At 59.5% G+C, this 24,777-nt stretch carries 20 protein-coding genes and 1 tRNA gene; 11 read left to right on the forward strand and 10 right to left on the reverse strand.

The annotated features are described in order from the left end of the window. The first annotated feature begins 97 nt into the window (after positions 1-97). From BN4575_RS03415 to BN4575_RS03425, 3 genes are all read left to right on the forward strand, one after another. Positions 98-3,028: a sensor domain-containing phosphodiesterase gene (locus BN4575_RS03415; protein ID WP_068977151.1), complete on the forward strand. Its 2,931-nt coding sequence runs from the start codon at positions 98-100 to the stop codon at positions 3,026-3,028. A 65-nt stretch (positions 3,029-3,093) separates the two neighbouring features. Then, entirely contained in the window at positions 3,094-3,891 is a 798-nt protein-coding gene (pflA, locus tag BN4575_RS03420; protein ID WP_082186804.1) for a pyruvate formate lyase 1-activating protein, read from the forward strand. Between the two features lie 93 nt (positions 3,892-3,984). Continuing rightward, the gene (locus tag BN4575_RS03425) at positions 3,985-4,626 is read left to right on the forward strand and encodes an energy-coupling factor ABC transporter permease (RefSeq protein ID WP_042022197.1); all 642 of its coding nucleotides are present in this window, start codon (positions 3,985-3,987) and stop codon (positions 4,624-4,626) included. Between the two features lie 82 nt (positions 4,627-4,708). Here BN4575_RS03425 and BN4575_RS03430 read toward each other — a convergent pair whose 3' ends face one another. Together BN4575_RS03430 and ycfP are read right to left on the reverse strand one after the other, a co-directional pair. Then, on the reverse strand, positions 4,709-6,001 hold the full coding sequence (locus BN4575_RS03430; RefSeq protein ID WP_068977152.1) for an NAD(P)/FAD-dependent oxidoreductase: 1,293 nt from the start codon (positions 5,999-6,001) through the stop codon (positions 4,709-4,711). A gap of 75 nt (positions 6,002-6,076) precedes the next feature. Next, positions 6,077-6,616, reverse strand: coding sequence for an alpha/beta hydrolase YcfP (gene ycfP, locus BN4575_RS03435; protein WP_042022510.1), 540 nt, complete (start codon positions 6,614-6,616; stop codon positions 6,077-6,079). Positions 6,617-7,101: 485 nt separating this feature from the next. Here ycfP and BN4575_RS03440 point away from each other — a divergent pair, with 485 nt between their 5' ends. Further along, positions 7,102-8,508 (forward strand): nucleobase:cation symporter-2 family protein, encoded by a 1,407-nt coding sequence (locus BN4575_RS03440; RefSeq protein WP_068977153.1) that lies wholly within the window; start codon positions 7,102-7,104, stop codon positions 8,506-8,508. A 62-nt stretch (positions 8,509-8,570) separates the two neighbouring features. Here the strand turns inward: BN4575_RS03440 and BN4575_RS03445 are convergent, their stop codons facing one another. After that, entirely contained in the window at positions 8,571-10,367 is a 1,797-nt protein-coding gene (locus BN4575_RS03445; RefSeq protein WP_068977154.1) for a M3 family oligoendopeptidase, read from the reverse strand. A 123-nt stretch (positions 10,368-10,490) separates the two neighbouring features. Then, a complete protein-coding gene (locus tag BN4575_RS03450) occupies positions 10,491-11,411 on the reverse strand; it encodes a DUF808 domain-containing protein (RefSeq protein WP_042053196.1) in 921 nt (306 codons plus the stop codon). A gap of 251 nt (positions 11,412-11,662) precedes the next feature. Between BN4575_RS03450 and BN4575_RS03455 the strand changes: the two genes are divergently transcribed. Beyond that, positions 11,663-12,265: a DUF924 family protein gene (locus BN4575_RS03455; protein WP_068977155.1), complete on the forward strand. Its 603-nt coding sequence runs from the start codon at positions 11,663-11,665 to the stop codon at positions 12,263-12,265. Positions 12,266-12,333: 68 nt separating this feature from the next. On the opposite strand, the gene BN4575_RS03460 is transcribed toward BN4575_RS03455, so the two are convergent. The 5 genes from BN4575_RS03460 to BN4575_RS03480 form a co-directional block, all read right to left on the reverse strand. Continuing rightward, on the reverse strand, positions 12,334-13,953 hold the full coding sequence (locus BN4575_RS03460) for a methyl-accepting chemotaxis protein (RefSeq protein WP_068977156.1): 1,620 nt from the start codon (positions 13,951-13,953) through the stop codon (positions 12,334-12,336). A 104-nt stretch (positions 13,954-14,057) separates the two neighbouring features. Beyond that, entirely contained in the window at positions 14,058-15,317 is a 1,260-nt protein-coding gene (locus BN4575_RS03465) for a dicarboxylate/amino acid:cation symporter (protein ID WP_068977157.1), read from the reverse strand. 203 nt (positions 15,318-15,520) lie between these two features. Beyond that, positions 15,521-15,952, reverse strand: coding sequence for a CC0125/CC1285 family lipoprotein (locus BN4575_RS03470; protein WP_068977158.1), 432 nt, complete (start codon positions 15,950-15,952; stop codon positions 15,521-15,523). A 279-nt stretch (positions 15,953-16,231) separates the two neighbouring features. Beyond that, positions 16,232-16,308, reverse strand: a tRNA-Pro gene (locus BN4575_RS03475). Between the two features lie 112 nt (positions 16,309-16,420). Further along, on the reverse strand, positions 16,421-17,764 hold the full coding sequence (locus BN4575_RS03480) for a dihydroorotase (RefSeq protein WP_042022181.1): 1,344 nt from the start codon (positions 17,762-17,764) through the stop codon (positions 16,421-16,423). A gap of 79 nt (positions 17,765-17,843) precedes the next feature. Here BN4575_RS03480 and BN4575_RS03485 point away from each other — a divergent pair, with 79 nt between their 5' ends. Beyond that, positions 17,844-18,719 carry a 6-carboxytetrahydropterin synthase gene (locus tag BN4575_RS03485; RefSeq protein ID WP_068977159.1) on the forward strand — a complete coding sequence of 292 codons (876 nt, stop codon included), beginning with the start codon at positions 17,844-17,846 and terminating at the stop codon, positions 18,717-18,719. A 69-nt stretch (positions 18,720-18,788) separates the two neighbouring features. On the opposite strand, the gene BN4575_RS03490 is transcribed toward BN4575_RS03485, so the two are convergent. Further along, positions 18,789-20,801: a methyl-accepting chemotaxis protein gene (locus tag BN4575_RS03490; RefSeq protein ID WP_068977160.1), complete on the reverse strand. Its 2,013-nt coding sequence runs from the start codon at positions 20,799-20,801 to the stop codon at positions 18,789-18,791. Between the two features lie 251 nt (positions 20,802-21,052). Between BN4575_RS03490 and hinT the strand changes: the two genes are divergently transcribed. The 5 genes from hinT to BN4575_RS03515 all read left to right on the forward strand — a co-directional run bounded on the left by hinT (position 21,053) and on the right by BN4575_RS03515 (position 24,776). After that, complete coding sequence (gene hinT, locus BN4575_RS03495) at positions 21,053-21,403, forward strand: purine nucleoside phosphoramidase (RefSeq protein WP_068977161.1); 351 nt, start codon at positions 21,053-21,055, stop codon at positions 21,401-21,403. Next, positions 21,403-22,851, forward strand: coding sequence for a COG3014 family protein (locus tag BN4575_RS03500; protein WP_068977162.1), 1,449 nt, complete (start codon positions 21,403-21,405; stop codon positions 22,849-22,851). Before hinT ends, BN4575_RS03500 begins: the two co-directional genes overlap by 1 nt. Positions 22,852-22,934: 83 nt before the next feature. After that, on the forward strand, positions 22,935-23,333 hold the full coding sequence (locus tag BN4575_RS03505) for a YcfL family protein (protein WP_005334038.1): 399 nt from the start codon (positions 22,935-22,937) through the stop codon (positions 23,331-23,333). After that, positions 23,333-23,929 carry a penicillin-binding protein activator LpoB gene (gene lpoB, locus BN4575_RS03510; RefSeq protein ID WP_068977163.1) on the forward strand — a complete coding sequence of 199 codons (597 nt, stop codon included), beginning with the start codon at positions 23,333-23,335 and terminating at the stop codon, positions 23,927-23,929. Before BN4575_RS03505 ends, lpoB begins: the two co-directional genes overlap by 1 nt. Continuing rightward, positions 23,919-24,776 carry a phosphotransferase gene (locus BN4575_RS03515; protein WP_068977164.1) on the forward strand — a complete coding sequence of 286 codons (858 nt, stop codon included), beginning with the start codon at positions 23,919-23,921 and terminating at the stop codon, positions 24,774-24,776. The genes lpoB and BN4575_RS03515 overlap by 11 nt, the downstream gene beginning before the upstream one ends. Position 24,777 lies beyond the last annotated feature (1 nt).

Here is a 24,777-nt window from a genome sequence, read left to right on the forward strand (position 1 = left end):
AGACTTTTCTAATTTAGAATTCAATGAAATTTTGTTTCACACCATTTTGCAGTATTCTTGCAACCCCGACGGTTGCTTAACAGGATGTTGTTTGTTCATGTCGTCTACCGCACTCAGTCATCTTCCTCCTGCCCTCCAGACGCCACTCTTTTTCCGGCTGGATCTGCGCAGTCAACGGCTGGTCGCCCTGACCGACGTGATGCAAACACCGCTCTACTGGCTCGACGAGCCGCGCGCTCCCTGGCCTGCCCAGCTCCCCGATGCCCTGCGCCTGCCCATCGAACAACTGCTGGCCAATGGCCATGGCGGCAAGATCACCGTGCGCTTTGCCAACCAGCGGTGGCACATCGCCCTCGCCCACGAGCAGGATGGCTTCTGGCTCATCTGTCTGCAGAACCTTCGCCAGGAGCCCATCGCCGATCTGGCATTGCAACTGCCGCGCCTCAGCCAGATGGCAAGCCAGCAGCAGTATGCGCTGCTACTCGAGGCCCTTAAAGAGAGCTTGGGGGCCGATCGGCTCATCCTCTGGCACTATCAGGCCAATGGCGATCTGGGCTGCGAGCAACTCACTCCGGTGTTCACCCTGGGGGTCGAGGCGCTCTACCCCATTCGCGGTGACAGCCGCTATATCCGCGCCCTGCGTACCCGCAAATCCTTGAGCTTCTCGGAAGCTGCCCATCAGCCGATGCTGAGCAATCACCTCTATCTGACCAGTTCCGGTGTGCGCTCGCGCCTCGATGGCGCCCTGCTGGAGCAAGACAAGCTGTTCGGGGTGCTGAGTCTGGAGTATCTCGACCCCACGCCATTCAGTGATGATATGTTGCTGCTGGTTCGCCACTGTGCCCAGTTGCTCGGTAACTGGCAGCCCAGACAGCAGGAGCCTGAACTGGCATTGCCTGCCGAGCTCAATCACCTGACCGGGATCCGTTATTGCGAAACCCTGGTTCACTGGGCCATGGCGACCAGCGGTGCTCGCATTGGCTGGGTCGGCGAGTTTCAGCCCCGCGGCCAGGAACTGTGGATTATTCCCCGTTACGTCTGTAACGAAGAAGCATTACCCCCCCGCAAACCCATCCAGCTAGATCCCGGTCCTGCCATGGAGCTGTTCCAGCATGGCAAGGCTATCTATGTGGAAGATCTGCCATTGCGCTACCCCAAAGCGCCCCGCTTACTGGCCCTCAATGCCAGCGCTTATATAGGCATTCCACTACATGGCCCGGATAGTACTCCTATCGGGCAGCTCACTCTGCTACTAGACACGCCGCTGAGCGATCCTGACACCTTGCTCGACTTGCTGAGCAGCCAGCACGAGCGGGCCGCTATCGAGCTACAGCGTCTGGCAGCCGATGACGCCCTGCGGCTGGCGGAAGTGGCCTTCAATACCCACGATGGTCTGCTGGTGATGGATCACAGCGGCATCGTTCTCAAGGTTAACCACTCCTTCAGCCGGATCACCGGATTCAGTGACGTTGAGGTGATCGGTCACTCCATTCGCAAACTGCGCCCCACCTACTACGGGGATAACCTGAGGGCTGATGTCAGCCGCACCGTCACCGAACAGGCATTCTGGCTCGGGGAAGAGCGTTGCCTGCACCGGGATGGCCACCTGTTGCCAATCCGGTTGATGGTCAGTGGCGTCAACAATGATCTGGGGGAGCTGAGCCATTTCATCTGCAGCTTCTACGACATCACTCAAGAGAAAGAGGCTGCCAGGCACATCGAGCAGCTTGCCTACTATGACGAGCTTTGCGGCCTGCGTAATCGGCGCAGCCTCAACACGATTTTGCAGCAAACCCTGAGCGAACCCAGTGGTCAGTGGGGCGCCCTGCTGCTGGTGGATCTCGATAACTTCAAGTCGATCAACGACTCCCTCGGCCACGCCTGTGGCGATCAACTGCTGCAGGCAGTGGTGCTGCGTTTCCAGGATCTTCCCCAGGACAATCTGGTGCAGGCGCGTATTTCAGGGGATGAATTTGCCCTGCTCTTTACCCAGCTTGGGCAGGGGGAAGTCACCGCCAAAATTTTGGCCGAGCACTTTGCCCGCGAGCTGATGGGGCTGTTTCGCACCCCGTTCGACATCGGTGATCACAAGCTGCACTGCAGCGCCTCGGTGGGGATCAGCCTCTTTTCCAGCAACGAGATGGATCATCTGATCCTGATGCAACAGGCCGACACCGCGACCCACATGGCCAAGCGAGCCGGTCAGGGCAACTATGTCTTCTTCACCGAAGCGATGGCCCAGCACGAGAAGAACCGGCTGACCCTCACCAATGAGCTGCGCGACGCATTGCGTCATCACGAGCTGCAATTGCACTACCAGCCGCAATACCGGGTCGATAATGGCTCGCTGTCGGGCATCGAGGCACTGCTGCGCTGGCAGCGTAGCGATGGCACCATGGTGCCGCCCGCCGAGTTCATCCCCATCGCCGAGGAGACCAGCCTGATCCTCGAGATCGGCTACTGGGTGATGAAAACCGCCTGCGCCCAATACAGTTTCTGGCTCAACCGCGGCCTGCAGATCCCCCATCTGTCGGTCAACGTCAGTGCCCGCCAGTTCCACACCCAGGGCTTCGTGCAGCAGGTGGAGTACATTTTGCGCGACACCGGCGTGCCCCCCTCCCGCCTGCTGCTGGAGGTGACCGAATCGGTGGTGCTGGAGAATCGGCTCGAGAGCATCGCCAGAATGCGCCAATTGAAGGAGCTGGGCATCCTCATCTCCATCGATGACTTCGGCACCGGCTACTCGTCGCTGGCCTATCTGCGGGATCTGCCCGCCGATGAAGTGAAGCTCGACAGAAGCTTCATTCAGACCCTGGTTAACAGCGAACAGGACCGCGCCATCGTCAAGGCGATCCTCGACCTGGCTCAGGTATTCCGCTTTACCGTCACCGCCGAAGGGGTGGAAGAGGAGGCGCAGTTGGCCATCCTCAAAGGGCTGGGATGCCAGCATTATCAGGGATACCTCACCAGCCGCCCGCTCACCGTCAAGGCCCTTGAGCAGCTGCTCGGCAGTCGGGCGCCAGACTAAAGGTGTAGGATCAATAGGGGTTTATGTAATAAAATAACGTCCTGCTCGAATCGTTGGAGTTGTCTATGACTGTCATTAATCGGATCCCCGCCGTTGAAATCAGCCAACCGGCCGCATCTCAAGGCACCCTTGGCCGGATCCATTCCGTTGAAACCTGCGGCACTGTCGATGGTCCGGGAATACGCTTTATCGTATTCATGCAAGGCTGCCTGATGCGCTGCAAGTACTGCCATAATCGCGATACCTGGGATACCCAGGGTGGTCGTGAAGTGACAGTGCCGGAGTTGATGAAGGACATCACCAGCTATCGTCACTTCATGAATGCTTCTGGCGGCGGTGTGACCGCCTCCGGCGGTGAAGCCATGCTGCAACCGGCCTTCATCACCGAACTGTTTGCCGCCTGTAAAGAGCAGGGTATTCACACCTGCCTCGACACCAACGGCTTCGTCCGTCATCTCGATGAACAGGTCGACAAGCTGCTCGAACAGACCGATCTGGTACTGCTCGACATCAAGCAGATCGATGACGAGAAACACATTCCACTGACCCACGTCAGCAATCGCTATACCCTGGAGTTTGCCCGCTATCTGGCCGCCAAAGGCAAGACTATCTGGATCCGCTACGTGGTAGTACCGACCTGGAGCGACGATGACGAGAGCGCCGAAGGGCTCGGCCAGTTCATCGCCGAGCTGGGAGAGAGCGTTGAGAAGATCGAACTGCTCCCCTACCACGAGCTGGGCAAACACAAGTGGGATGTGTTGGGCGACCCTTACGAGCTGAGCGGGATCAAGCCCCCCAGTAAAGAGGTCATGGAACGGGTCAAGGGCATCCTCGGCAAGTACCACGACAACGTCAAATATTGATGGTGAAAACAGGCTGACTCGTCAGCCTGTTTTGCTATGGGCCGGTCAGGAAGGCCGCCCGGACTCACCCCAACTTCATGACTGGACGACAAGATGAGTGAAGGACAACTCGCCGCCCTCCTGCTCTGGCTGGTACTACTGGCCTTTAGCCTGCGCCGCTCTTTGTGGCAAACCCTCCATGACACCCCACTCTATCAGCACCTGTTGCTGGGCAGTGCCATCGCTCTGGTACCACTCTGGACGTTACGGGCCGGTCTGCATGAGGGGCTGGAGGTACATTTTCTCGGGCTCACCACCCTCACCCTGTTGCTGGGCTGGCGACTGGCGCTGCTCGCCCCCTGCCTGACCCTGTTGGTACTCGGCTACTTCGGCGTCACCAATCTGGCTGACTTCGGCTGGCAAGCGCTGCTTGGTATCGCCCTGCCAGTGGCCACCAGCTGGCTGCTGTTTCTGGCAAGCTGGGCCTGGCTGCCGCGCCATCTCTTTGTCTATATCTTCGTGGCGGCGTTTCTCGGCGGCGCCATCACCATTTCGGTCAAGGTGGCGGCCAGCGCGCTGCTAATGGGGCTAAGTGACAGCTACCCCTGGCACACCATTACGGCAGACTACCTCTCCATCTGGCCACTGCTGTTGTTCCCCGAAGCCCTGCTCAACGGCATGGCGATGACGGTGCTTGCCATCTACCGTCCCCACTGGGTCAACACCTTCTTCGATCGCACCTATCTGGGCCAATAACCAGTTTTCCTGACAAGGGCTCATAAAAAAGGAGAGACCATGGTCTCTCCTTTTTACGTTCTGAAGGGGGCCAACTGCAGGCTTAGTGCAGCTTCAGGGTCGGGCGCAGCACCCGGTTGATACGGCCCACCAGCATGATGAGGCCGGTCTTGACGTAGCCGTGCAGGGCGACCTGGTGCATCCGGTACAGCGAGATGTAGACCATACGTGCCATGTAGCCTTCCACCATCATGGAGCCACGCATCAGGTTACCCATCAGGCTGCCCACGGTGGAGAAGCGGCTCAGGGACACCAGCGAACCGTGGTCGTGGTAGAGGTAGGGCTTCATCTCGCCACCGTTCATCTTGGCCAGAATGTTCTTGAACGCCTGGCTGGCCATCTGGTGGGCAGACTGGGCGCGCGGTGGCACAAACTTGCCATCCGGCTGCGGGCAGGCGGCGCAGTCACCGATCACGAAGATGTTCTCGTCACGGGTGGTCTGCAGGGTCTCTTTCACCACCAGCTGGTTGATGCGGTTGCTCTCAAGGCCAGCGATATCCTTCATGAAGTCAGGCGCCTTGATACCGGCCGCCCACACCATCAGATCCGCTTCAATCAGCTCGCCATCCTTGGTGTGCAGACCTTCGCTGGTCGCTTCGGTGATCATGGTGGCGGTACGTACATCGACCCCCAGCTTGACCAGCTCCTGATGGGCGGCGCCGCTGATACGCTCCGGCAGGGCCGGCAGAATGCGGGGACCCGCTTCCACCAGAGTCACTTTCAAACTATCGGCCGTGAGGTTTTTGAAGCCGTAGGCATAAAGCTGCTCAACCGCGTTGTAGAGCTCGGCAGAGAGTTCAACACCGGTGGCGCCGCCGCCGACGATGGCGATCTTCACCTTGTCACCCGGTTTGTATTCAGTGGCGAACTGCAGGAAGCGGTTCATCATGCTGTTGTGGAAACGATGGGCCTGGGAAGGGCTGTCAAGGAAGATGCAGTGATCCTTGATCCCCTTGGTGTTGAAATCGTTGGAAACAGAGCCGATGGCCATCACCAGCATGTCATAAGGCAAGGCGCGCTCATTGACCACGATCTCGCCATTCTCGTCATGGATCGGCGCCAGCACGATGCGCTTTTCGTCGCGCTGGATGTCGGTCAGGGTGCCGAGCTGGAAATCAAACCCGTGGTTCTTGGCATGGGACTGGTAGCTCAGGGCATCGATGCCCGCGTCCATTGAGCCGGTGGCCACTTCATGCAGCAACGGCTTCCACAGGTGGGTACGGTTACGATCAACCAGAGTGATCTTGGCCTTGTTCTTTTTGCCCAGCTTGCGACCCAGACTGGTGGCCAGCTCCAGACCACCGGCGCCGCCGCCGACAACGACAATATTCATCATGATGATTTTTCCTCGGTTCCTCAAAACAAAAGGGAGCCAGTGGCTCCCTAAAACGAAATCGGTCGACGTGATGATTCAAGCTTCTTTGAAGGCCTTCATCCGCTGCAGATGGTGCGAGATATTCTTGAATTTATGGGTCTCGCGCTCATCCCACACAATGTCGTAATAGTTCTTCAATTCACGTTCAGTGTCCCGATTATCGCGCACTTCATCCTGAACGGAAAGGATGCACAGGCAGTTTCCTGAATTTTTATTACGAAATTCAGTTACACACTTGGTGCCTATATCGTCATATTCCTCTGGCCGGTCGATCTTGCCCTGCATGGTCTCTGCCGGATGGAGGTTGGGGTTGAAAATCACCTGACGAATGCCGCACAGAAAGCCGATCCGCTCACTCCAGTAACCACCGAGCCCCACACCGCAGATCAGCGGCTTGGGATCGGTACTCATGTCGAGCTGTTTCTTCACTTCCTTAAGCAGGTGGCTCATATCATGACGGGGGTGAACCGTGCTGTAGTGCACGAAACGCACATCATCATCAATAAACTGCAACTGCAGCACTTTCTCGTGATTGCCGGGGCTGGTGGCATCAAAGCCATGCAGATAGATGATCATGGATAAGACCTCAGGATCTGTGTCGGTTTTATCGAAACTACCCCAGCGGCGGCCCCGTGCGCCACCAAAACATCGCACTTTCTTGCTTTGGATCACGCCCGCCCCCTGATTACGCATTGGGGCAAGGGGGCGCCATCAGGCTCTTGCCCGAGCGTAGCTATCAAAGTGAGATCGCCAGAACGATAATGATAAAACGCTTACCAATCTGAGATGCCACTGCGAACGCCCGCCCCCTGACCAGGGTCATTTATCAAGCCGGGATGTGACTCACCCCACAAAAACAAGGCGTTACAGCCAAACGTTTTCGCTCATGACCGGCGTTGTGCATGTTTTGTGCACTGACCAACACCAGCACCAGATCCCCTCATCACACCTGCAGATGGATCGGGTACGTCAGACCATGCTCGCTATCAATGACCGGGAAAGCTGCGGCTTTCACTATCTTGCCTGTGGCGGTTGCGCGGGCTTCAAGGAGTGCTGTGTTCATGAACGAGACCAATCCCCCCTCCCCCCGACCGGGTGCGCGCAAGTGCCCGGTGGATGAAGTGGAGCGCATGCTCCCCATGGGCCAGCTCTTTACCCTGGGCCTGCAACATGTGCTGGTGATGTATGCCGGTGCCGTGGCGGTGCCACTGGTGATTGGCGGCAGTCTGGGGCTGCCCAAGGATCAAATATCCTATCTCATCAGTTCAGATCTATTCTGCTGTGGCATCGTCACCCTGCTGCAATGTGTCGGGATTGGCCGCTTTGCCGGGATCCGGCTGCCGGTCATCATGTCGGTCACCTTTGCCGCCGTGATGCCGATGCTGGCCATCGGTGCCAACCCGGATCTGGGGCTGACCGGCATTTTTGGCGCCACCATCGCCGCAGGTATCATCTCCACCCTGCTGGTGCCGCTGATCGGCAGGCTGATGCCACTCTTCCCCACAGTGGTGACCGGGGTGGTCATCACCTCCATCGGGATCAGCATCATGCAGGTGGGGATCGACTGGATGGCGGGGGGCAAGGGCAATCCGGAATATGGCAGCCTGCGCTATATCGGCACCAGCTTTGCGGTGCTCGCCTTCATCTTGCTGGTGACCCGCTTCACCAAGGGCTTTTTCAGCAATATCTCGGTGCTGCTGGGGATCATCTTCGGCTTCGTGGTGGCCATCGGTATGGGCGAAGTGAGCCTCGACGGCCTTGGCGACGCGGCCTGGTTTGCTCCCATAGTGCCGTTCGCCTTTGGTTGGCCCACCTTCGACCCTATCTCCATCGCCACCCTGACGGTGATCATGCTGATCACCTTTATCGAATCGATGGGGATGTTTCTGGCCCTTGGCGACATCGTCGGCCATCCGGCCAGTCGCGGCGACATAGTGCGCGGGCTGCGGGTCGATGCCATCGGCACCATCGTCGGCGGAGTCTTCAACAGCTTCCCCCACACCTCGTTTTCCCAAAATATCGGGCTGGTGAGTGTGACCGGGGTATCGAGTCGCTGGGTCTGCGTGATGTCGGGGGGGATCCTGCTCGCCTTTGGCCTGATCCCAAAAATGTCATTGATGGTTGCCTCCATCCCTCCTTTCGTACTGGGAGGTGCTGGCATAGTGATGTTTGGCATGGTGCTGGCGACCGGCATTCGCATCCTTGCCCGTGCTGATTACAACAGCAACCGCCACAACCTTTACATTGTCGCTATCAGCCTCGGTCTTGGCATGATCCCGACTGTCTCCGGCTCCTTCTTCCAGCACTTTCCGGCGGCGCTGCAACCACTGGTCCATAGCGGCATCCTGCTGGCCACCATCAGCTCGGTGGTACTCAACCTTTTCTTCAACGGCTATCAACCGGACCTGACTCACCAGACTAAACCATTGCTGGTCGGCCCGGTCAAACCGGAGCAGGAGCAGGCATAACAAACAGGCCCCGGACACTCTCGCGGTCCGGGGGCCTGCTACTCACATCACAGCTCAGCCAATCAGGCGGGCAGCTGCTCGAAGCGCGCCACCGCCTGCGCTACCTGTGCCAGACTCCCCTGCCAGAAGGCAGCCTCACGGATATCCTGCCCCAGATGTTTGGCCACCAGATCTTCGGCGCTCATCCGGCCGGTATCGCGCAGCAAGGCGCGATACGCCTCGGCCACCCCCTCTTCCCCTGCAGCTTTGCGGCTCATCAACTGCTGATAGACCCCGAGGCTGAACAGATAACCGAACAGATAGGGATAATTGTAAAAACCCAGCCCGGCGATGGAGAAGTGCGCCTTGGCGGCCCAGAACATGGGGTGATAGCGGGTCAGGCTTCCCTCATACCAACGCCCCCACGCCTCGTCGGTCAACGCCTTGAGCCGCTCTGCCGGCACATAGCCCTGCGCCCGCTCGGCCACCAAGGCCTGCTCGAAATCGAAGCGGGCTGGGATATTGACCAGGAAGGTGGCGGCGCCATCGGCTTCCGCCCAGGCGATGGCCAGCTGCTCTTCCGGGCTTTGCGCCTGCTCGAACAGGGCGCTGCGCACCAGGGTCTCGGCGAAGATGGAGGCGGTCTCCGCCAGCGTCATGGGGTAGCTGCGCTGGCTCATCGGCAGATCGCGAATGACCCAGTTGTGCCAGGCGTGGCCCAGCTCATGAGCCAGGGTGATGACGTTATCCATGGTGCCGGCATAGGTGACAAAGACCCGCGGCTCCACCGGCGCAGCAAACTTGGTGCAGTAGGCGCCGGTGCGGCGATTTGGCGTGGGCGCCGCATCAATCCATCCCTTCTCGGCCATCATGCGGGCAAATTCCCCCATCTCGGGATCGAAACGGCTAAAAGCATCGGCAATCAACTCGATCGCCTCCTCAAACGGGATCTCGCGGCTACTGGCAGCCGGGGGCGGTGCAAAGAGATCCTCCGGCCCCAGCTCGTCGAGTCCGAGCCGCGCGGCCATCAATCCCAAGGCGCGCTGACCCAGCCCACGGGCCCGCCAGGTTTCGCTCATCAGGGCATCGAGGGTGGCGCGTTCGATATGACTTTGATGGCAGGAGAGATCCAGCGCATCGAGCACACGGGTTTTGCCGCGCTGACGGGCCAGCTCCAACCGCCAGCCGTTAAGGGCATTGAGGATAGCGGCAACCGTCTCCTGCTCCCCTTCCCAACCGGCGCTGATGGCATCAAAGGCTTCTAAACGCAGCGCACGTATCGGGCTGGAGAGCAAATTGCTCGCCTCCGCCAGCCCCATCTCGCGGCCATCAATGGTTAAGCGGATCTTGCCCACCAGATCGTTATAGAGGTTGCCCCAGCCGTGCAGGCCATCGGTGCCCAGACCAATCACCAGCTGCTCCGCCTCCACCGGCAGGCGCTGATCCTGCAAACGACGCTCATGGCGCAAGCGGTACGCCTCCTCGCCGAGCAGCGGATCCGCCATCAGCGCGGCGAATTGATCTTCCGGCAGCGCCAGCATCAGATCTTCCACCGGCGCCAGGGTCTTGAACAGATCGGCGTTGAGGGCGCGGGCGCGAGATGCCAGCTGTTTGGCCTGCGGATCCCGCGCATCCTGACTGCCGCGGCACGCGGCCAGAATGGCGACGTTCCAGCCGATATGGCGAATATCACTGGCGCGCAACCGCACTTCCCGCAAGAAATCCAGCAGCGCTGCGTCAGCGTCGCGCACCCCGTCCAGACCCGCCATATAGCTGGCCAGCTCTTCCAGCGCGTGGCGGGCTGCATGCATGTCCGCTTCCAGCTCGGTGCTGTCGAGGCCCTGGTAGATATGGTCGTTATTCCACTGTTGTTGATACATAGCTTCTCGCAAAGGCCTTTATCGGGAGGCGCAGCAGACCTGCGGGCAGCAAGTCAGAGACCGGGCAACCCGAAGGCCAAAAAATGAAGAGAGGAAAAAAGAGACAATGGCCCGCAAGCTCGCTTATCCCTTGGCCGGGGCAAGACGGCTCACCAGCGTCATCACGGCAACCAGCAGCAGACCCGCCACCACACCGGCCACGGCGTTGAGCAGAGTCGGCGTCACCGCCGCCAGTACGGCCCCCACTGTGGGCAGGGTGGCGACAACAGCGGCTGCACCTTCAATCAGGTGATGGGCAAAGGGCCAGCCATGCACCAGAATGCCACCGCCCACCATAAACATGGCGATGGTGCCGACCAGTGCCAGCAGGTGCATCAGGCGGGGCGCCGTCACCAGCAGCCCCTGCCCCACCGCGCGGCGCAGGGCGCTGCCATCGGGCTTTTGCAGCAGATGCAGACCGATGTCATCGAGCTTGACGATCAGCCCCACCAACCCGTAGACCCCGATGGTCATCAGCAGGGCGATGCCTGCCACTACCGAGAGCTGCAGCGCGAGGCTTGCCCCCTGAACCGTGCCAAGGGCGATGACGATGATCTCGGCAGAGAGAATAAAATCGGTGCGGATCGCTCCCTTCACCTTCTGCTGCTCGAAGGCCACCAGATCATCGGGAATAGGAGCTGTGTGTGCCTCACCCTCGCTCACTTCATGAGGCAGGAACTTGTGGGCCAGCTTCTCGGCCCCCTCAAAACAGAGGTAAGCGCCTCCCAGCATCAAGAGAGGCGTGATAAGCCAGGGCACCAGCGCACTGATGGCGATGGCGGCGGGCACCAGAATCAGCTTGTTGCGAAATGAGCCCTTGGCCACCGCCCACACCACCGGCAGCTCCCGCTCGGCACGCACTCCGGAAACCTGCTCCGCGTTGAGGGCCAGATCATCCCCCAACACCCCGGCAGTCTTCTTCGCCGCCATCTTGGTCATCAGCGCCACGTCATCAAGCACGCTGGCGATATCGTCGAGCAGGGCCAACAAACTGGTTCCGGCCATATCAAAGATTCCTTATATCAGTGAGAACAACCCCGGGAGAGAGGTGTACGTCCCGATAACCACCAAGGTCAACAGGACCACCTCATGGCGATCGCAGGCCATCATCGGCCGAGCCAAGAATCCGGTGCTCGCCATCGGGGGGTTACGTCTTTCGGGCAAAAGATGGCACAGTGTAACGAGAAGCCGCCGTTTCGGCAGCACCCCTGAGCCATTTGTTCCTGGTTCCCTCTGAATCACCTCAAGGAGTTCCCATGCAACCCTGGCAACCTCTGCTCGATCTCTGGTTTGGCGACGAAGCCGATGACGTCCTGCGGGCCACACGGCAAGCCCCGCTCTGGTGGGGAAAAAGCAGCGAAATGGATGCCCTGCTGGCCAAGCAATTTGGCGCGCAAGCAGAGGCTGCCGCCAACGGGGAGCTGGCCCACTGGGCCGATCTCCCCAGCGGTCGGCTGGCGCTGATCCTGCTGCTCGACCAGCTGCCCCGCAATATCCATCGCGGCACGCCTGCGGCCTTTGCCCAGGATCCGCTGGCAAGGGATCTCTGCCTGAAAGGGCTGTCCATCGGGGCTGACAAATCCCTCTCGCCACTGGAGCGGGTCTTCTTCTATCTGCCGCTGGAGCATGCCGAATCCCGCGAACAGCAGGCCAGAAGCGTGGCTCTGTTCGAGGCACTCGCTGCCGAGCAGGCTGGCACACCGGCGCAGGCGACCTTCGCGGGCTTTGCCGACTTTGCCCGCCGCCATCAGGTGATCATCGAACGCTTTGGCCGCTTCCCCCACCGCAACGACATACTCGGTCGCACCAGCACACCGGAAGAGGCGGCATTTTTGCAGCAACCGGGCTCAGGTTTCTAAGCAAGCCATATAAAAAAATCCCCGCCAGCTGGCTGGCGGGGATAGCGGATGGATAACAACTCTCGGCGTTACTGAATACGATAGCGGGATATCTGCTGGTGGATGCTCTCGGTGGTGACATTGAGCTCCTCGGCTGCGGCTGAGGTCTCCTCCGCTGTGCTGCTGGTTTGCTGCACGACCTGAGCAATCTGCTCTACCTGATGAGCGATCGACTCGGCGGCCGAACTCTGCTCGCGGATGGCATTGGTGATCTCGCCCACCTGATCCATCACCCGGTGCGACGCACTGCGGATTTCGGCAATAATGGCGCCACTCTCGGTCGCCATGGTGACCCCCTGGCTCACCTTCTCCTCAACCAGATGCATGCGGGAGACCGTATTGTTCGACTCCTGCTGGATCGCCTCTACCGTGGCGGAGATCTCCTGGGTGGATTGCGCCGTCCGCTCCGCCAGTTTGCGCACCTCATCCGCCACCACCGCAAAACCACGGCCGGACTCCCCGGCCCTCGCCGCTTCAATGGCCGCGTTCAAGGCCAGCAAGTTGGTCTGCCCCGCCACATCACGGATCACGTTGACCACACCGCCAATGCGCGAAATGCCCTCACCCAGCGCAATGACCTCGGCCGAGGCCTGCCGAATGGAGTCGGCTATCTCGTTGATGGCATGGACGGTGCGCTCGATGGTCCGGCCCCCTTCGGTCGCCAGTTGCCCCGATTCGTTGGTGATACGGCTCGTCTCCTGAGTGCGCTGGGAGATATCTGTGATGCTGACCGTCATCTCTTCCACACCGGCGGCTATCAGACTGGTGGCATCATTGGCCTGATTAGCCGAGCTGGCCAGGTGCTGCGCTGCCTGAGAGAGGGATTCGGCAGTGCTCTTGATCTGCAAGCTGCCGACGGAAAATTCGGTAAATGTCTGTTGCAGCGTATCGAGCAGCCGGTTGACCGCATTGAGGGTCAGACCAATCTCATCCTGCTGTTTCACATCTGCTCTCAGGGTAAAGTTGAGGTCGCGCTGGATCCGGGTCAGGGTATCCATGGCGGTGCGAAGGGGATTGGCCACCTGATTGAACAACCAGACAAACAACCCCATCGTCAGTACGGTGGCACCACCGGCGATAAACAACAGGGTTTGCAGGCTGTTGTCATAATTCTCCTGGCCCTGCTTCTTGAGCGCCAGCCCCAAATCCATATTGAAGTTGACGTGAAGCTCGATTGCCTTGGCAAACTGCTGGAACACTCTGGTGGCTTCTCCCGCCAGCATGTCTCGCGCTTCATCGTTCTTGTTTTGTCTGGAGAGCTGCAGAACCTTGTCTATCTCCTGATAATATTGCGCAATAATGCGCTGATCATCGTCGGTCAGGCGCCGGTCTTCGTCATTGGAGAGCATCTCTGCTTTATATTTCTCCAGTTGCGAATTGATCTGTTTGCGATGCTCGGCAATATCGGCTTCTATCTGCTGCATCTTGCCATCATCGGTATTGAGAATGTGACTTTGCACTCGGGAGTGCAGCTCATAAAACGCAGCCTGCACCTCCTTGATCAGCGCAATACTGGGCACCGTATTGTCCGTCACATAGCTCAAGTCTCGATTGCCAGCCCCAAGGCGGTTGATACTGAACCAGCTGAGGAAAACAAGCGCCAGCATAACCAGCAGCGCTATCAGTTGAAGCCGACGAGCAATGTTCATAACCGTACACTCCAGATGAAAACTATCTAGCAGTGTAGACGAGCCATAAACAACAACGGCCCGCATTGGCGGGCCGTTGTTGTTTATTTTTCATGACGTTGTGATCAGGCTTTGGCTGGCTCACTCTCGCCCAGCGCGACGGTTTCACCCAGACTGTCTTCGGTCTTGGCCACCACGCTGGCGGCGATGGCGTTGCCCAGCACGTTGGTGGCAGAGCGGCCCATGTCGAGGAAGTGGTCGATCCCCAGCAGCAGCAGAATGCCCGCTTCCGGAATATGGAACTGGTTCAGGGTGGCGGCAATCACCACCAGAGAGGCGCGCGGTACCCCGGCCATTCCTTTGGAGGTGACCATCAGCAGCAGCAGCATGGTGATCTGCTGGGCCATGGAGAGCTCGATGCCATAAGCCTGGGCGATGAACATCACCGCGAAGGTGCAGTACATCATGGAGCCGTCGAGGTTGAAGGAGTAACCCATCGGCAGCACGAAGCTGGCGATGCGCTTGTCACAACCGAACTTCTCCAGACGATCCAGGGTCTTCGGATAGGCCGCTTCAGAGCTGGCGGTAGAGAATGCCAGCAGGATGGGTTCGCGGATCATCGCCAGCAGCTTGATGACGCGACCACGCAGGAAAATGCTGCCCATAGCGATCAGCAGCAGCCAGAGGCAAGCCAGCGCGATGTAGAACTGGGCCATAAAGCTGCCGTAGGTCACCAGAATACCCAGCCCCTCTTTGGCCACCATGGCGGCGATAGCACCGAATACCGCGAACGGCGCAAAGTTCATCACGTAACCGGTCACTTTCAACATGATCTCGGCGGCGCTGGCCATCAGCACCACCACCGGCTTGGCCAGATCGCCCAGCGCAGCGGCAGCGAGACCGAAGAAGAGCGAGAACACCACGATCTGCAGGATCTCGTTGGTGGCCATCGCCTCGACCACACTCTTGGGAATGGCGTGGGTCACGAAATCTTTCAGGCTAATGGCACCGGCCGCAATCCCTGAGCTGGCGGTGTCATTGGGCAGGGAGAGGGAGAGGCCCACGCCCGGCTGCATCAGGGTCACCATCACCAGACCCAGGCTCAGGGACATCAGGGAGGCCAGCATGAACCAGCCGAGGGTCTTGGCACCGATACGCCCCACGGTGCGGGTGTCGCCCATCTTGGCGATACCGACCACCAGGGTGGTGAACACCAGCGGGGCGATGATCATCTTGATCAGTCGCAGGAAGATATCAGTGAGGATGGTGATGTTATTGGCAAAATCCGCCGCCTGATCTGCGGCAAACATGCGATAGCCCTGGCCGGTTAGGATGCCAAACATCATGGCGATGAGGATGGCAACCGTCAGTTTATTCATTTTCATGGGGGAGTCCCGGGTTTGATTGGTGCAAGCCGTAAACAATGGCGTGGGAGCCACTACAGTCCGTTTTTGTGATCCGGGCCGTTGATTCCTGGCGGCCGGTATGCTGGGAGAATGCCTAAAAGCAGGGGCTAAATCCAGAGGCTTCACTAGAATTTTATGCTGTCATTAGGTGTATGTGATATGGATCTTGCAAAAAGCCACTATTAATCACTGCTTGTTTTTATTTCTGCGAGATATTTAGCAGACAGACTCTGCTGATCGACAGCCTGTGGCAACAAACGGAAAGTGAGCAGCGCCGAGATGCGGTGCTGCACCTGCATCTGGGCCATAAAGAGATCCGGCTCATCCTCGTCAAAACCGAAGACCGGCCGTGACGGCGTCACGCTGACAGCATCACGGGTAATAGTCAGCTCATCGACCTTGAGCCAGGAGTAGCCCTCTGCGAGCGCCAGCTCCCCTGCTCGCTTGAGCACATATTTGCGGGCGGTCTCTCTGTCCACCAGATCGTTGCCGACAAACTCCAGCTGCCACTTGTCCGGGCCAAGCCGGGTCTGGGAGAAACCGGTCTGGCCATTCCAGAACGACTTTTCACTCTCATAAGGGGTGGCGCAGCCCACCAGCAGCAGGGTGAGCATCAGCAGACAAACTGCTTTTGACAGGAGAGCAGGCACAAAGGACCTCGGCTGGGATGTGGGCAACGTAGTCGTTACTACAGCACAAACCCCGGTGGCGGCACAATCACAGAGCCGGTTTCCTCTGCCCGAATCCTCTATCTGTGTACTCTACTCGTCTGCTCACCTCGACCCGCCGCTCCTGCCCGCCTCGCTTGTCTGCGCCAGTCTGGGCCACACAGGCGCCAAATTGCGCGCAAAAGAAAAGGCCTTGTCGTTTGACAAGGCCTTTACCGGGGAATTTGGTCGGTGTGAGAGGATTCGAACCTCCGACCCTCTACACCCCATGCAGATGCGCTACCTGGCTGCGCTACACACCGACGGAGTCAGCTCGGCTGACGGGGGCAGAGTTTATGGAGATGACCCCGCCCTGTCAACAAGGAAAAGAGAGCAAAACCCCGTCTATGGTGCGTTCGCTTGCTTTGCGAACAATCAGCGGTTAAAGGTCAGCCGCTTGCCTAAAATCCCGTCACTGACCTGACCGTTCTGCCAGGCGATCTGGCCGTTCACCAGGGTCATCTCCACCGTGCTATGGAAGCGGTAGCCGTTGAAGGGCGACCAGCCACAGTGGTAGAGGATGTTGTCATCGTTGACCACAAATGGCTTGCCCAGATCCAGCAGCACCAGATCGGCGAAGTAACCCTCGCGGATATAACCGCGATCCTCTACCTGGAAGCGCTCGGCCACCGCGTGGGAGGTCTTCTTGACGATAGTCTCCAGACTGAACACGCCGTTGTGATAGAGCTCCAGCAGTGCCTGCAGGGAGTGCTGCACCAGCGGAATGCCTGACGGCGCCTTGAAGTAGCTGTTCTGCTTCTCCTCCCAGGTGTGAGGAGCGTGGTCGGTGGCGATGATATCGAGCACATCATTGCGCACCGCATCGAGCAGCGCGTGTTGATCGGCGGTACTCTTCACCGCCGGGTTGCACTTGATCTGGCTGCCTAGGGTGTCGTAATCGGTGTCGTTAAAGAACAGATGATGGACACACACCTCGGCGGTGATGTTCTTGTCTTTCAGCTCGCTCAGATCGTGGCTGGCAGTAAACAGCGACAGCTCCTTGGCGGAGGTCAGGTGCAACACGTGCAGCTTGGCGCCGTACTGCTTGGCCAGCGCCACCGCCATGCTGGAGGATTTGTAGCACGCCTCGTCACTGCGAATGCGGCCATGCTCGCCCATCGGCACATCCTCGCCCCACTTGGCCCGTGCTGCCTCTTCCGCCTTGGCGATGGTCGGGGTGTCTTCGCAGTGGGTGACGATCATCACCGGACAGTCGCGGAAGATGGCCGCCAGGGTCTCCTGGTTATCCACCAGCATGTTGCCGGTCGAGGAGCCCATGAACACCTTGACCCCGCAGGACTGCTTGGGATCGAGCCGTTTGATCTCTTCAAGGTTGTCGTTGGTAGCGCCGAGATAGAAGCTGTAGTTGGCCGCAGAGGAGTTGGCAGCGATCTGGTATTTGGCTTCGAGGGCATCGAGGGTAGTGGTCTGGGGATTAACGTTGGGCATTTCCATGAAACTGGTGGTGCCACCAGCGACGGCGGCCCGGGATTCACTGGCGATGGTTCCCTTGTGGGTCAACCCCGGCTCCCGGAAGTGGACCTGATCATCGATCATTCCGGGGATAAGGTGACGCCCTGCGGCATCGATGACCAGCGCATCCGGCGCCTCGATATCGGGTGCAATGCGGGCAATCCGTTCCCCCTCGATCAACACGTCGGAGGCATAGATGCGGCCTTCGTTGACCAGGGTGGCATTCTTGATAAGCAGTTTGTTCATGGGGGGTTCCAGTTCCTTTGCCGATAATCGCGAGTCATAATATCGCAAACTGCCCTTTCGCTATAGCAAGGCCTGACTGATGAAGTTATTTGTAAGAGATTTGACCGTGATCGACTCCAGCTACCTGTGCGAACGCCGCGGCATGGTGGGCGAGAGCTGGCTGGTAGATATCGAAATGAGCGGTGAGCTCAACGAAATGAGCATGCTGCTGGACTTTGGCCGGGTAAAGAAGCTGATCAAGTCGATTATCGATGAAGAGGTGGATCACAAGCTGCTGGTGCCGACCGAGTGCCCGCTGATCCACATCGAGACTCTGGACGATGACGAAAGCACGGTGGATCTGCTGCGCCCGGAGCGCTCCATCCACCTGCGCTGCCCGACCCAGGGCTTTGCCTTTATTGAAGCCCCCCAGGTCGATAAAGAGTCGGTGACCCGCTACCTGCTGGCGGTACTGGCCAAACGGCTGCCGGACAATATCAAGGATCTCTCCCTGACCCTGCGTCAGGAGGCGATCACCGGTGCCTTCTACCACTACAGCCACGGCCTGAAAAAGCACGATGGCAACTGCCAGCGCATCGCCCACGGCCACCGCTCTCCCATCGAGATCCACGTGGATGGTGAGCGCGATGATGAACTGGAACTCAACTGGGCCGAACGCTGGAGCGATATCTACCTCGGCACCGAAGAGGACAAGGTGGCGCTGACCGAGCTGGCGTTGAGCCCTCGCGCCAATACCCAGCTGGGTGATCACCATCTGGGTTTCAAATATGTGGCACCGCAAGGGCTGTTCCAGCTGGCCATTCCCGCCGCCGAGGTGGAGATGATCGACACCGACACCACGGTCGAGCTGCTGGCCTGCTACATCGCCCACGAAGTGAAGCAGATGGTGGGCGATAAATTCGTCAAGATTGTCGCCTATGAAGGGGTCGGCAAAGGCGCTATCGCCTACGCATAAGCGCTCAGCTAACCCCATTAACTACAAGGCCCCGCATCTGCGGGGCCTTGTGTTTTAAGTTCCGACTCATCAGGCGATGAGGCGGAATCGCTTGACCAGGCTCTCCTGCTGCTCGGCCAGTGAGTCCAGCTGCTGGCTGGTCTGGGCCACCCGCTCGATACCCTGATAGTTGAGATCCGAGATATCGGAGATGCGATTGAGATTGGTGGCGATATCGGCGCTGGTGGCCTGCTGCTGCTCGGCGGCAGAGGCGATCTGGCTCGACATATCGCTGATCAGCACCACGATCCCCTGCACCTCCTCCATGGCGTTGTTGGCATGAGAGCTCTGATCCACACAGCTGTCCATCTCGCGGGAGCACTCTTGCATCACGGTCACCGCCTTGGCAACCCCCTGCTGCAGGTTCTCGATCATGGTCTGGATCTCGCTGGTGGATTGTGCGGTGCGGCCCGCCAGACTGCGCACCTCGTCCGCCACCACCGCAAAGCCGCGCCCCTGCTCGCCTGCCCGCGCCGCTTCGATGGCGGCGTTGAGGGCCAGCAGATTGGTCTGCTCGGCGATGCCGCGAATAACATCGAGGATATTGCCGATCTGGCTGCTCATGGCGCTCACATCGCCAATCACCTTGCCGGTCTGTTGCAGCTTGCCCGCCAGTTGATGAGTGGTGGTGATATTGCCTGCCATCACCTTGCGCCCCATCTCGGAGGCCTTCTCCACATCCTGCACCCGCTCCAGGGTCTGGTTGGCCGCCTGCGCCACTTCACGCACCGAGGCCTCCATCTGGGTCATGGCCGCGGCGACCGAGGCGGTCTCCTGCCGCTGTTTCTCCAGATCCGCCCGCACCAATTCGGTGGTGTGACGGTTGCCGTGGGCGGCATCGTTGAGCTGGGTCGATGCCTGTGAAAGCTGGGCCAGCACCTCCCCCATCTGGGCGATCAGCAGGTTGATCTGGCTAGCCAACTGACCAAATTCGTTGTTGCTGCGAAAACCGATGCGCTGGGTCATATCGCCCTGGGTCACACAGGTCAGTACCTGCAGCAGCTCTTTGAGCGGACGGCGTATGGCCTTGCCCAGGGTGTAGGCCACCAGCATGGCGATCAGGATGGCGACCACGATGCTGGACCCCTGGGTCAGGGTGCTCTGGCTCTGCACCGCTCTGGCGTGCGCAATGCTCTGGCCCATCAACTGCTGGCTCTGGCCGGTGATCCGCTCAAGCCGGTTCTGGATCTCGACGATGAGAGCACTGGCCTGCTTGCTCTTCTCCCGCATCTGCTCTTGCTGCTTCATCAGCGCCAGATATTGGGAGAGCACCCCTTCGCTGGCGGTGGTGTCACGCACAAAGCCGTGAACATAGTGGCCCATGTCGTTGTCGAAATTCTTCAGCTCCCCTTGCAGATCCTTGATGGTGCTGTTGAACCCTTCGATCTGCATCTTGTTGCGCTTGAGCGCCCCTTCAATGGGTGCCGGAATGGTCTGATTGAGGGCATCCATGGTGGAGAGTTCGATGGCGGAGAGCTTGGTAGTCAGGGTCTCGGAGAGCATTTTGATGAAGCTGTCGTCGATGGTGATCATCATGTCACCCAGATTCTTCTTGAACTGGGGCAGGCTGACCTGAAACTGCCCCTTGGCCAGATTGACCTTGTGCAGTCGGGCCAGCAACGCCTCGTGTTCACCAGGCAGGGTATCGGTCAGTTGCAGATAGCGGTCGACCTGTTGGCCAAGGGCACCCATCTCCCCCTGCAACTCAGGATGATGAGCCAGCTGCTGGCGCAGGGTGCCTAGTATCTTGTCGACCTCGGCCTTGGCTTGTTTTAACTCCGCCACCTCGGCGGGCAACAGCTTGGGATCCTGCTCGGTGAGCACATCCCCCAGCCACTTGTTGGCGCTGAGCAGGGCGATCTGGGTCTGACTGCTGGCGATCACCAGCGGCATCGACTGCTGGGTGACCTGATCCAGCGCATTCCCCAGGGTCTGCTGGCTACGAAATGTGAGCAGTGAACTGGCCACCATCACGGCCACTAAAATAGCGAAGCCCAGATAGACGCGCTGCAAGATGGAGAGATTTGACATGGTTTGTTTCATTATTGTCCCGCTGTATATGCAAAAGTCCCTTGCCTGAGTACCCCGTCCTTTTGATACCCTGCAGACCACCCTGAACAGGCAGTGCAGATGACGTCCCTCCGGCTATCGGTATTTTTAACAGTAACTGAAGGGAATTAGGCATTGGCGGTGTCAAATGTCGGCTTGTGTCACACTTGCGGAGCGGCTCGCCTCCTGTCGGGAGCCTCTCGGGGCTAAAATTCAATTTTCTTTTTTATATAAGGGAGTTAGCAATGGCGAATGAAACCATTTTCAGCAAAATTATCCGCAAAGAGATCCCCGCCGACATCCTTTATCAAGACGATCTGGTCACCGCATTCCGGGATATCCAGCCCAAGGCCAAAACCCATATCCTGATCATCCCCAACATCCTGATCCCCACCGTCAACGATGTGGAAGCCGAACATGAGCTGGCCCTTGGCCGGATGTTCACCGTGGCCCGCAAGCTGGCCGCCGACGCGGGCATTGCTGAAGATGGCTACCGCCTCATCATGAACTGCAACCGCCACGGCGGGCAGGAGGTCTACCACATCCACATGCATCTGGTCGGCGGCCAGCCGCTAGGGCCGCTGCTCAGCCTGTAATGAATCGCCACCTCGCAACCTGCCGCAGCGCCCTGCTGCTCTGCGGCTCTCTGCTGTTGCTGGGGGGCTGTGCCTCCCGCTGGCAGGATATGTTCGTCTCCTACTCCGATCAGATGGTGCCCCTGCGTAACCAGCTGTTGCTGGGCCATGCCGCCGAGGCACTGCCAGAGGTGCGTGACTCCACCCTCGGGGATGACACCTTTGTGCTGGATCGTCTGGAAGAGGGGCGCATCGCCTGGCTCGCCGGTCAGGATGCCGGCAGCAAGCAGGCGTTTACCGCCGCCGACAGTCGTCTGTCATGGGAGGATAGCCAAGCCGAATATCGGCTGAGCCAGGGGCTCGATCAGGTGGGCAGCCTGCTCACCAACGACCAGTCGATGGCCTATCTCACCCCCGATTACGAACGCACCATGCTGCACCACTATCTGGCCCTCAACTACCTGCAACGGGGGGATGCCGATGGCGCCCTGGTGGAGGTGCGCCGCGCCAATCAGGTGCAGGAGCAGGCGCTCAAGCGGCGGGCAGATGAGGTGCGCAAGGCAAAGGATGAGAGCGAAGAGGCCGAGGCAGAAGGTGAGATGCGCCAGCTGATGTCGCGCGGCGCACCGGATCTCGACCGGCTGATCGGCAAGGTCAAAAATGGTTTTCAGAACGCCTACACCTTCTATTTTTCCGCCGTGCTCTATGAGGCGGCCGGGGATCTCAACGATGCCTGGGTCGATTATCAGCGCGGCTACCAGATAGCGCCGGATAACCGCAGCCTGCAAGATGCCTTGCTGCGACTGGCGCGGTTACGTGGCTCGCCGGACGAGATCCGCGCGACCGAAAAAAAGGTGGGCCGCAAGGCGCCGTCGCTTGCGAAAGATCAAGGCCAGCTGGTGGTGCTGTTTGAAGATGGGTTGATCCCGGCGCGGCGCGAGCTGTTCCTGCCGCTGCCCATCTCCACCTCTCGCGGTGATTTTCGCACCTTTACCGTCGCCATCCCTTATTACGATAATCGGGCCAGTGACACCGGACCGCTGACGGTGGAAGTCGGCAAACGGGTCGAACAGACCAGCGAGCTGGTGCGACTGGAGGCGCTGGCAGCCAAAGATCTGCAAGAGCGGCTGCCCGGCATGCTGACCCGTCAGGCGCTGCGACTGGTGGCCAAGGAGCAGATGCGCCACACCGCCGCCAAAGAGGGGGGCGATGTGGGCAATATTCTGGTGGGGATCTTCAACACCCTCTCGGAGCGGGCCGATACCCGCAGCTGGCTGACGCTGCCAGCTCAGGCATCGAGCTGGCAGGGGATGGTGCCGGCGGGTGACGTAAATCTCACCCTCAGTACCGGTATGGACGCGGGAGCGGCGCAGCGGCAATTGCCGCTCACCATCCACAAGGGTCGCACCACCCTGGTCTGGGTGCAGCGCCTCGGGGCCGGTCTGACCACCCGGGTGATGCCCCTTTGAACACACGGCCAATGCAGATAAACGAGACGATTAACGGGCAGGCTCAAGCGCTACCCCACTCACCCCGATTTAAGGAGAGCAAGATGAAAGCATACGGGTTGGCCCTCGGGCTCGCGCTGCTGCTGACCGGCTGCGCCACCAACACCTCAGGCGTAGCGCTCTATGGCCCGGCGGGCGGTGCTCCCACGCTGGAGCAGCATCAAAACGTCAACGTCACCCTGACCGAGCTGAGCCGCCGCCAGCAAAATGGCCTGCTGCAGGTCAATGTGGCCGCCGCCAGCACCCAGCGCGGCGATAACAAGCTGCAATATATCTTCTATTGGTATGATGAGGCCGGTCAGGAGGTCGCCAGCGATGGCCGCGGCTGGACACCCATCAAACTGCATGGCTATCAGACCCGCACCCTCTCGGCCCTGGCGCCCAGCCCGGCGGCGCAAGGTTACCGGATTTACGTACGCGAAGTGATTGAGGAATCCTACTGATGAAAATGAATCATGCCCTGCTGATATTGACCTCTGCATTGCTCTTGGGCGGCTGCTCCAGCACCACCGTCAGTTATGGCGATCCCACTGAAACCGAAACCGTCACCGTCGATTACGGTTCAAGCGATCTGCAGGCCATCGCCGACAAAATGGCGGACTCCATGCTCGCCTCTCCGGCCACCCGCGAGATCACCGCAGGCGGTCGTCCGGTGATGTTTATGGACTCCATCCGTAACAAGACCTCCGAGCACATCGATACCGAAGCCATCACTGACACCATCCGCACCAAGTTGCTGCGCTCTGGCACCTTCCGCTTCGTCGACATGAGCAAGGTGGCCGCCGTCAAACAGCAACTCGAATACCAGCAGAGCAGCGGCATGGTAGACCCAGCCTCCATGGTGCGGCTGGGCAAGCAGACCGGTGCCCGCTACATGGTTTATGGCAACCTCTCCAGCATCGTCAAGGACAATGGCAAGGTGAAGGATGTCTACTACCAGATGACCATGAACCTGATGGATCTGCAAAATGGCGAACTGCTGTGGGCCGATCAGAAAGAGATCCGCAAACAGGCGAAGAAATCCACCTTTGGCTGGTAACAGGCTCCCGCTGACAGGCAACAGTGATCCGCTACTGGCCAGCCTGCCCGCCCCCTGGCGGGAGGGGCTGCTGGAACCACTCGGGTTAGGCCTGACCAACAGCAACTATCGACTGCGCCTCCCCTCGGGGCGCAGTTACTTTTTGCGTCAGGGCCACCCCGATCCGGTACGTCTTGGCATCGATCGCGTCACCGAGTGGCAGCTTTATCAGGGGGCGATGGCCGAAGGGCTGGCGCTGCCCTGCCACTATGGCGATCCCGCCAGCGGCCTGATGCTGCTGGCGTGGAGCGATGAGTCCAACTGGGCGCACGCGGCGCCAGCGGCAGCCGATCAGCCCCGTCTGCTGGCAGAGGTGCTGCGCAAGCTGCACCGCCTGCCGCTGCCCGCCGTGGTGATGGCGGTGCGGGCCCACGCGGCCGGCTATCGCTCTCGACTGGCCCACATTCCCCCCTGGCTGCCTGGGCTGGAGCGGGGCCTGCTCGCCAGCCGTGAACCCCATGATTGCTGGCGCCCTTGCCACCACGATCTCAATCCGGCTAACTTGTTGGGAAGTCAACCCTGGGTCATCGACTGGGAGTATGGCGCAGCAGGGCATCCCGGCTTTGAGCTGGCCAGCATCCAGCGCACCCATGAGTGGCCCGCCGAGCGGCGCGAAGTGCTGGAGGCGCACTATCTGCAGGCACTGCCTCGCCAGCAGTGGCCCGATTTTCAGAGCGAGGCTTTTTTACCCTGGGTCGACTACATCGGCCTGCTCTGGGCCCTGCTGATGGCCGAACAACAGGCCTCACCCGGCGATTCACCTGACTATGACATCCTGATCGCCATCAACCGGCAACGACTGGAGTAAC

This window comes from Aeromonas sp. EERV15 (assembly GCF_900079845.1).
GTDB lineage: Bacteria > Pseudomonadota > Gammaproteobacteria > Enterobacterales > Aeromonadaceae > Aeromonas > Aeromonas sobria.

Bases quoted from the DNA above. Each gene is read 5' to 3' on its own strand.
- BN4575_RS03415 (WP_068977151.1), top strand. From the start codon at position 98: ATGTCGTCTACCGCACTCAGTCATCTTCCTCCTGCCCTCCAGACGCCA.
- pflA (WP_082186804.1), top strand. From the start codon at position 3,094: ATGACTGTCATTAATCGGATCCCCGCCGTTGAAATCAGCCAACCGGCC.
- BN4575_RS03425 (WP_042022197.1), top strand. From the start codon at position 3,985: ATGAGTGAAGGACAACTCGCCGCCCTCCTGCTCTGGCTGGTACTACTG.
- BN4575_RS03430 (WP_068977152.1), bottom strand. From the start codon at position 6,001: ATGATGAATATTGTCGTTGTCGGCGGCGGCGCCGGTGGTCTGGAGCTG.
- ycfP (WP_042022510.1), bottom strand. From the start codon at position 6,616: ATGATCATCTATCTGCATGGCTTTGATGCCACCAGCCCCGGCAATCAC.
- BN4575_RS03440 (WP_068977153.1), top strand. From the start codon at position 7,102: ATGAACGAGACCAATCCCCCCTCCCCCCGACCGGGTGCGCGCAAGTGC.
- BN4575_RS03445 (WP_068977154.1), bottom strand. From the start codon at position 10,367: ATGTATCAACAACAGTGGAATAACGACCATATCTACCAGGGCCTCGAC.
- BN4575_RS03450 (WP_042053196.1), bottom strand. From the start codon at position 11,411: ATGGCCGGAACCAGTTTGTTGGCCCTGCTCGACGATATCGCCAGCGTG.
- BN4575_RS03455 (WP_068977155.1), top strand. From the start codon at position 11,663: ATGCAACCCTGGCAACCTCTGCTCGATCTCTGGTTTGGCGACGAAGCC.
- BN4575_RS03460 (WP_068977156.1), bottom strand. From the start codon at position 13,953: ATGAACATTGCTCGTCGGCTTCAACTGATAGCGCTGCTGGTTATGCTG.
- BN4575_RS03465 (WP_068977157.1), bottom strand. From the start codon at position 15,317: ATGAAAATGAATAAACTGACGGTTGCCATCCTCATCGCCATGATGTTT.
- BN4575_RS03470 (WP_068977158.1), bottom strand. From the start codon at position 15,952: ATGCTCACCCTGCTGCTGGTGGGCTGCGCCACCCCTTATGAGAGTGAA.
- BN4575_RS03480 (WP_042022181.1), bottom strand. From the start codon at position 17,764: ATGAACAAACTGCTTATCAAGAATGCCACCCTGGTCAACGAAGGCCGC.
- BN4575_RS03485 (WP_068977159.1), top strand. From the start codon at position 17,844: ATGAAGTTATTTGTAAGAGATTTGACCGTGATCGACTCCAGCTACCTG.
- BN4575_RS03490 (WP_068977160.1), bottom strand. From the start codon at position 20,801: ATGAAACAAACCATGTCAAATCTCTCCATCTTGCAGCGCGTCTATCTG.
- hinT (WP_068977161.1), top strand. From the start codon at position 21,053: ATGGCGAATGAAACCATTTTCAGCAAAATTATCCGCAAAGAGATCCCC.
- BN4575_RS03500 (WP_068977162.1), top strand. From the start codon at position 21,403: ATGAATCGCCACCTCGCAACCTGCCGCAGCGCCCTGCTGCTCTGCGGC.
- BN4575_RS03505 (WP_005334038.1), top strand. From the start codon at position 22,935: ATGAAAGCATACGGGTTGGCCCTCGGGCTCGCGCTGCTGCTGACCGGC.
- lpoB (WP_068977163.1), top strand. From the start codon at position 23,333: ATGAAAATGAATCATGCCCTGCTGATATTGACCTCTGCATTGCTCTTG.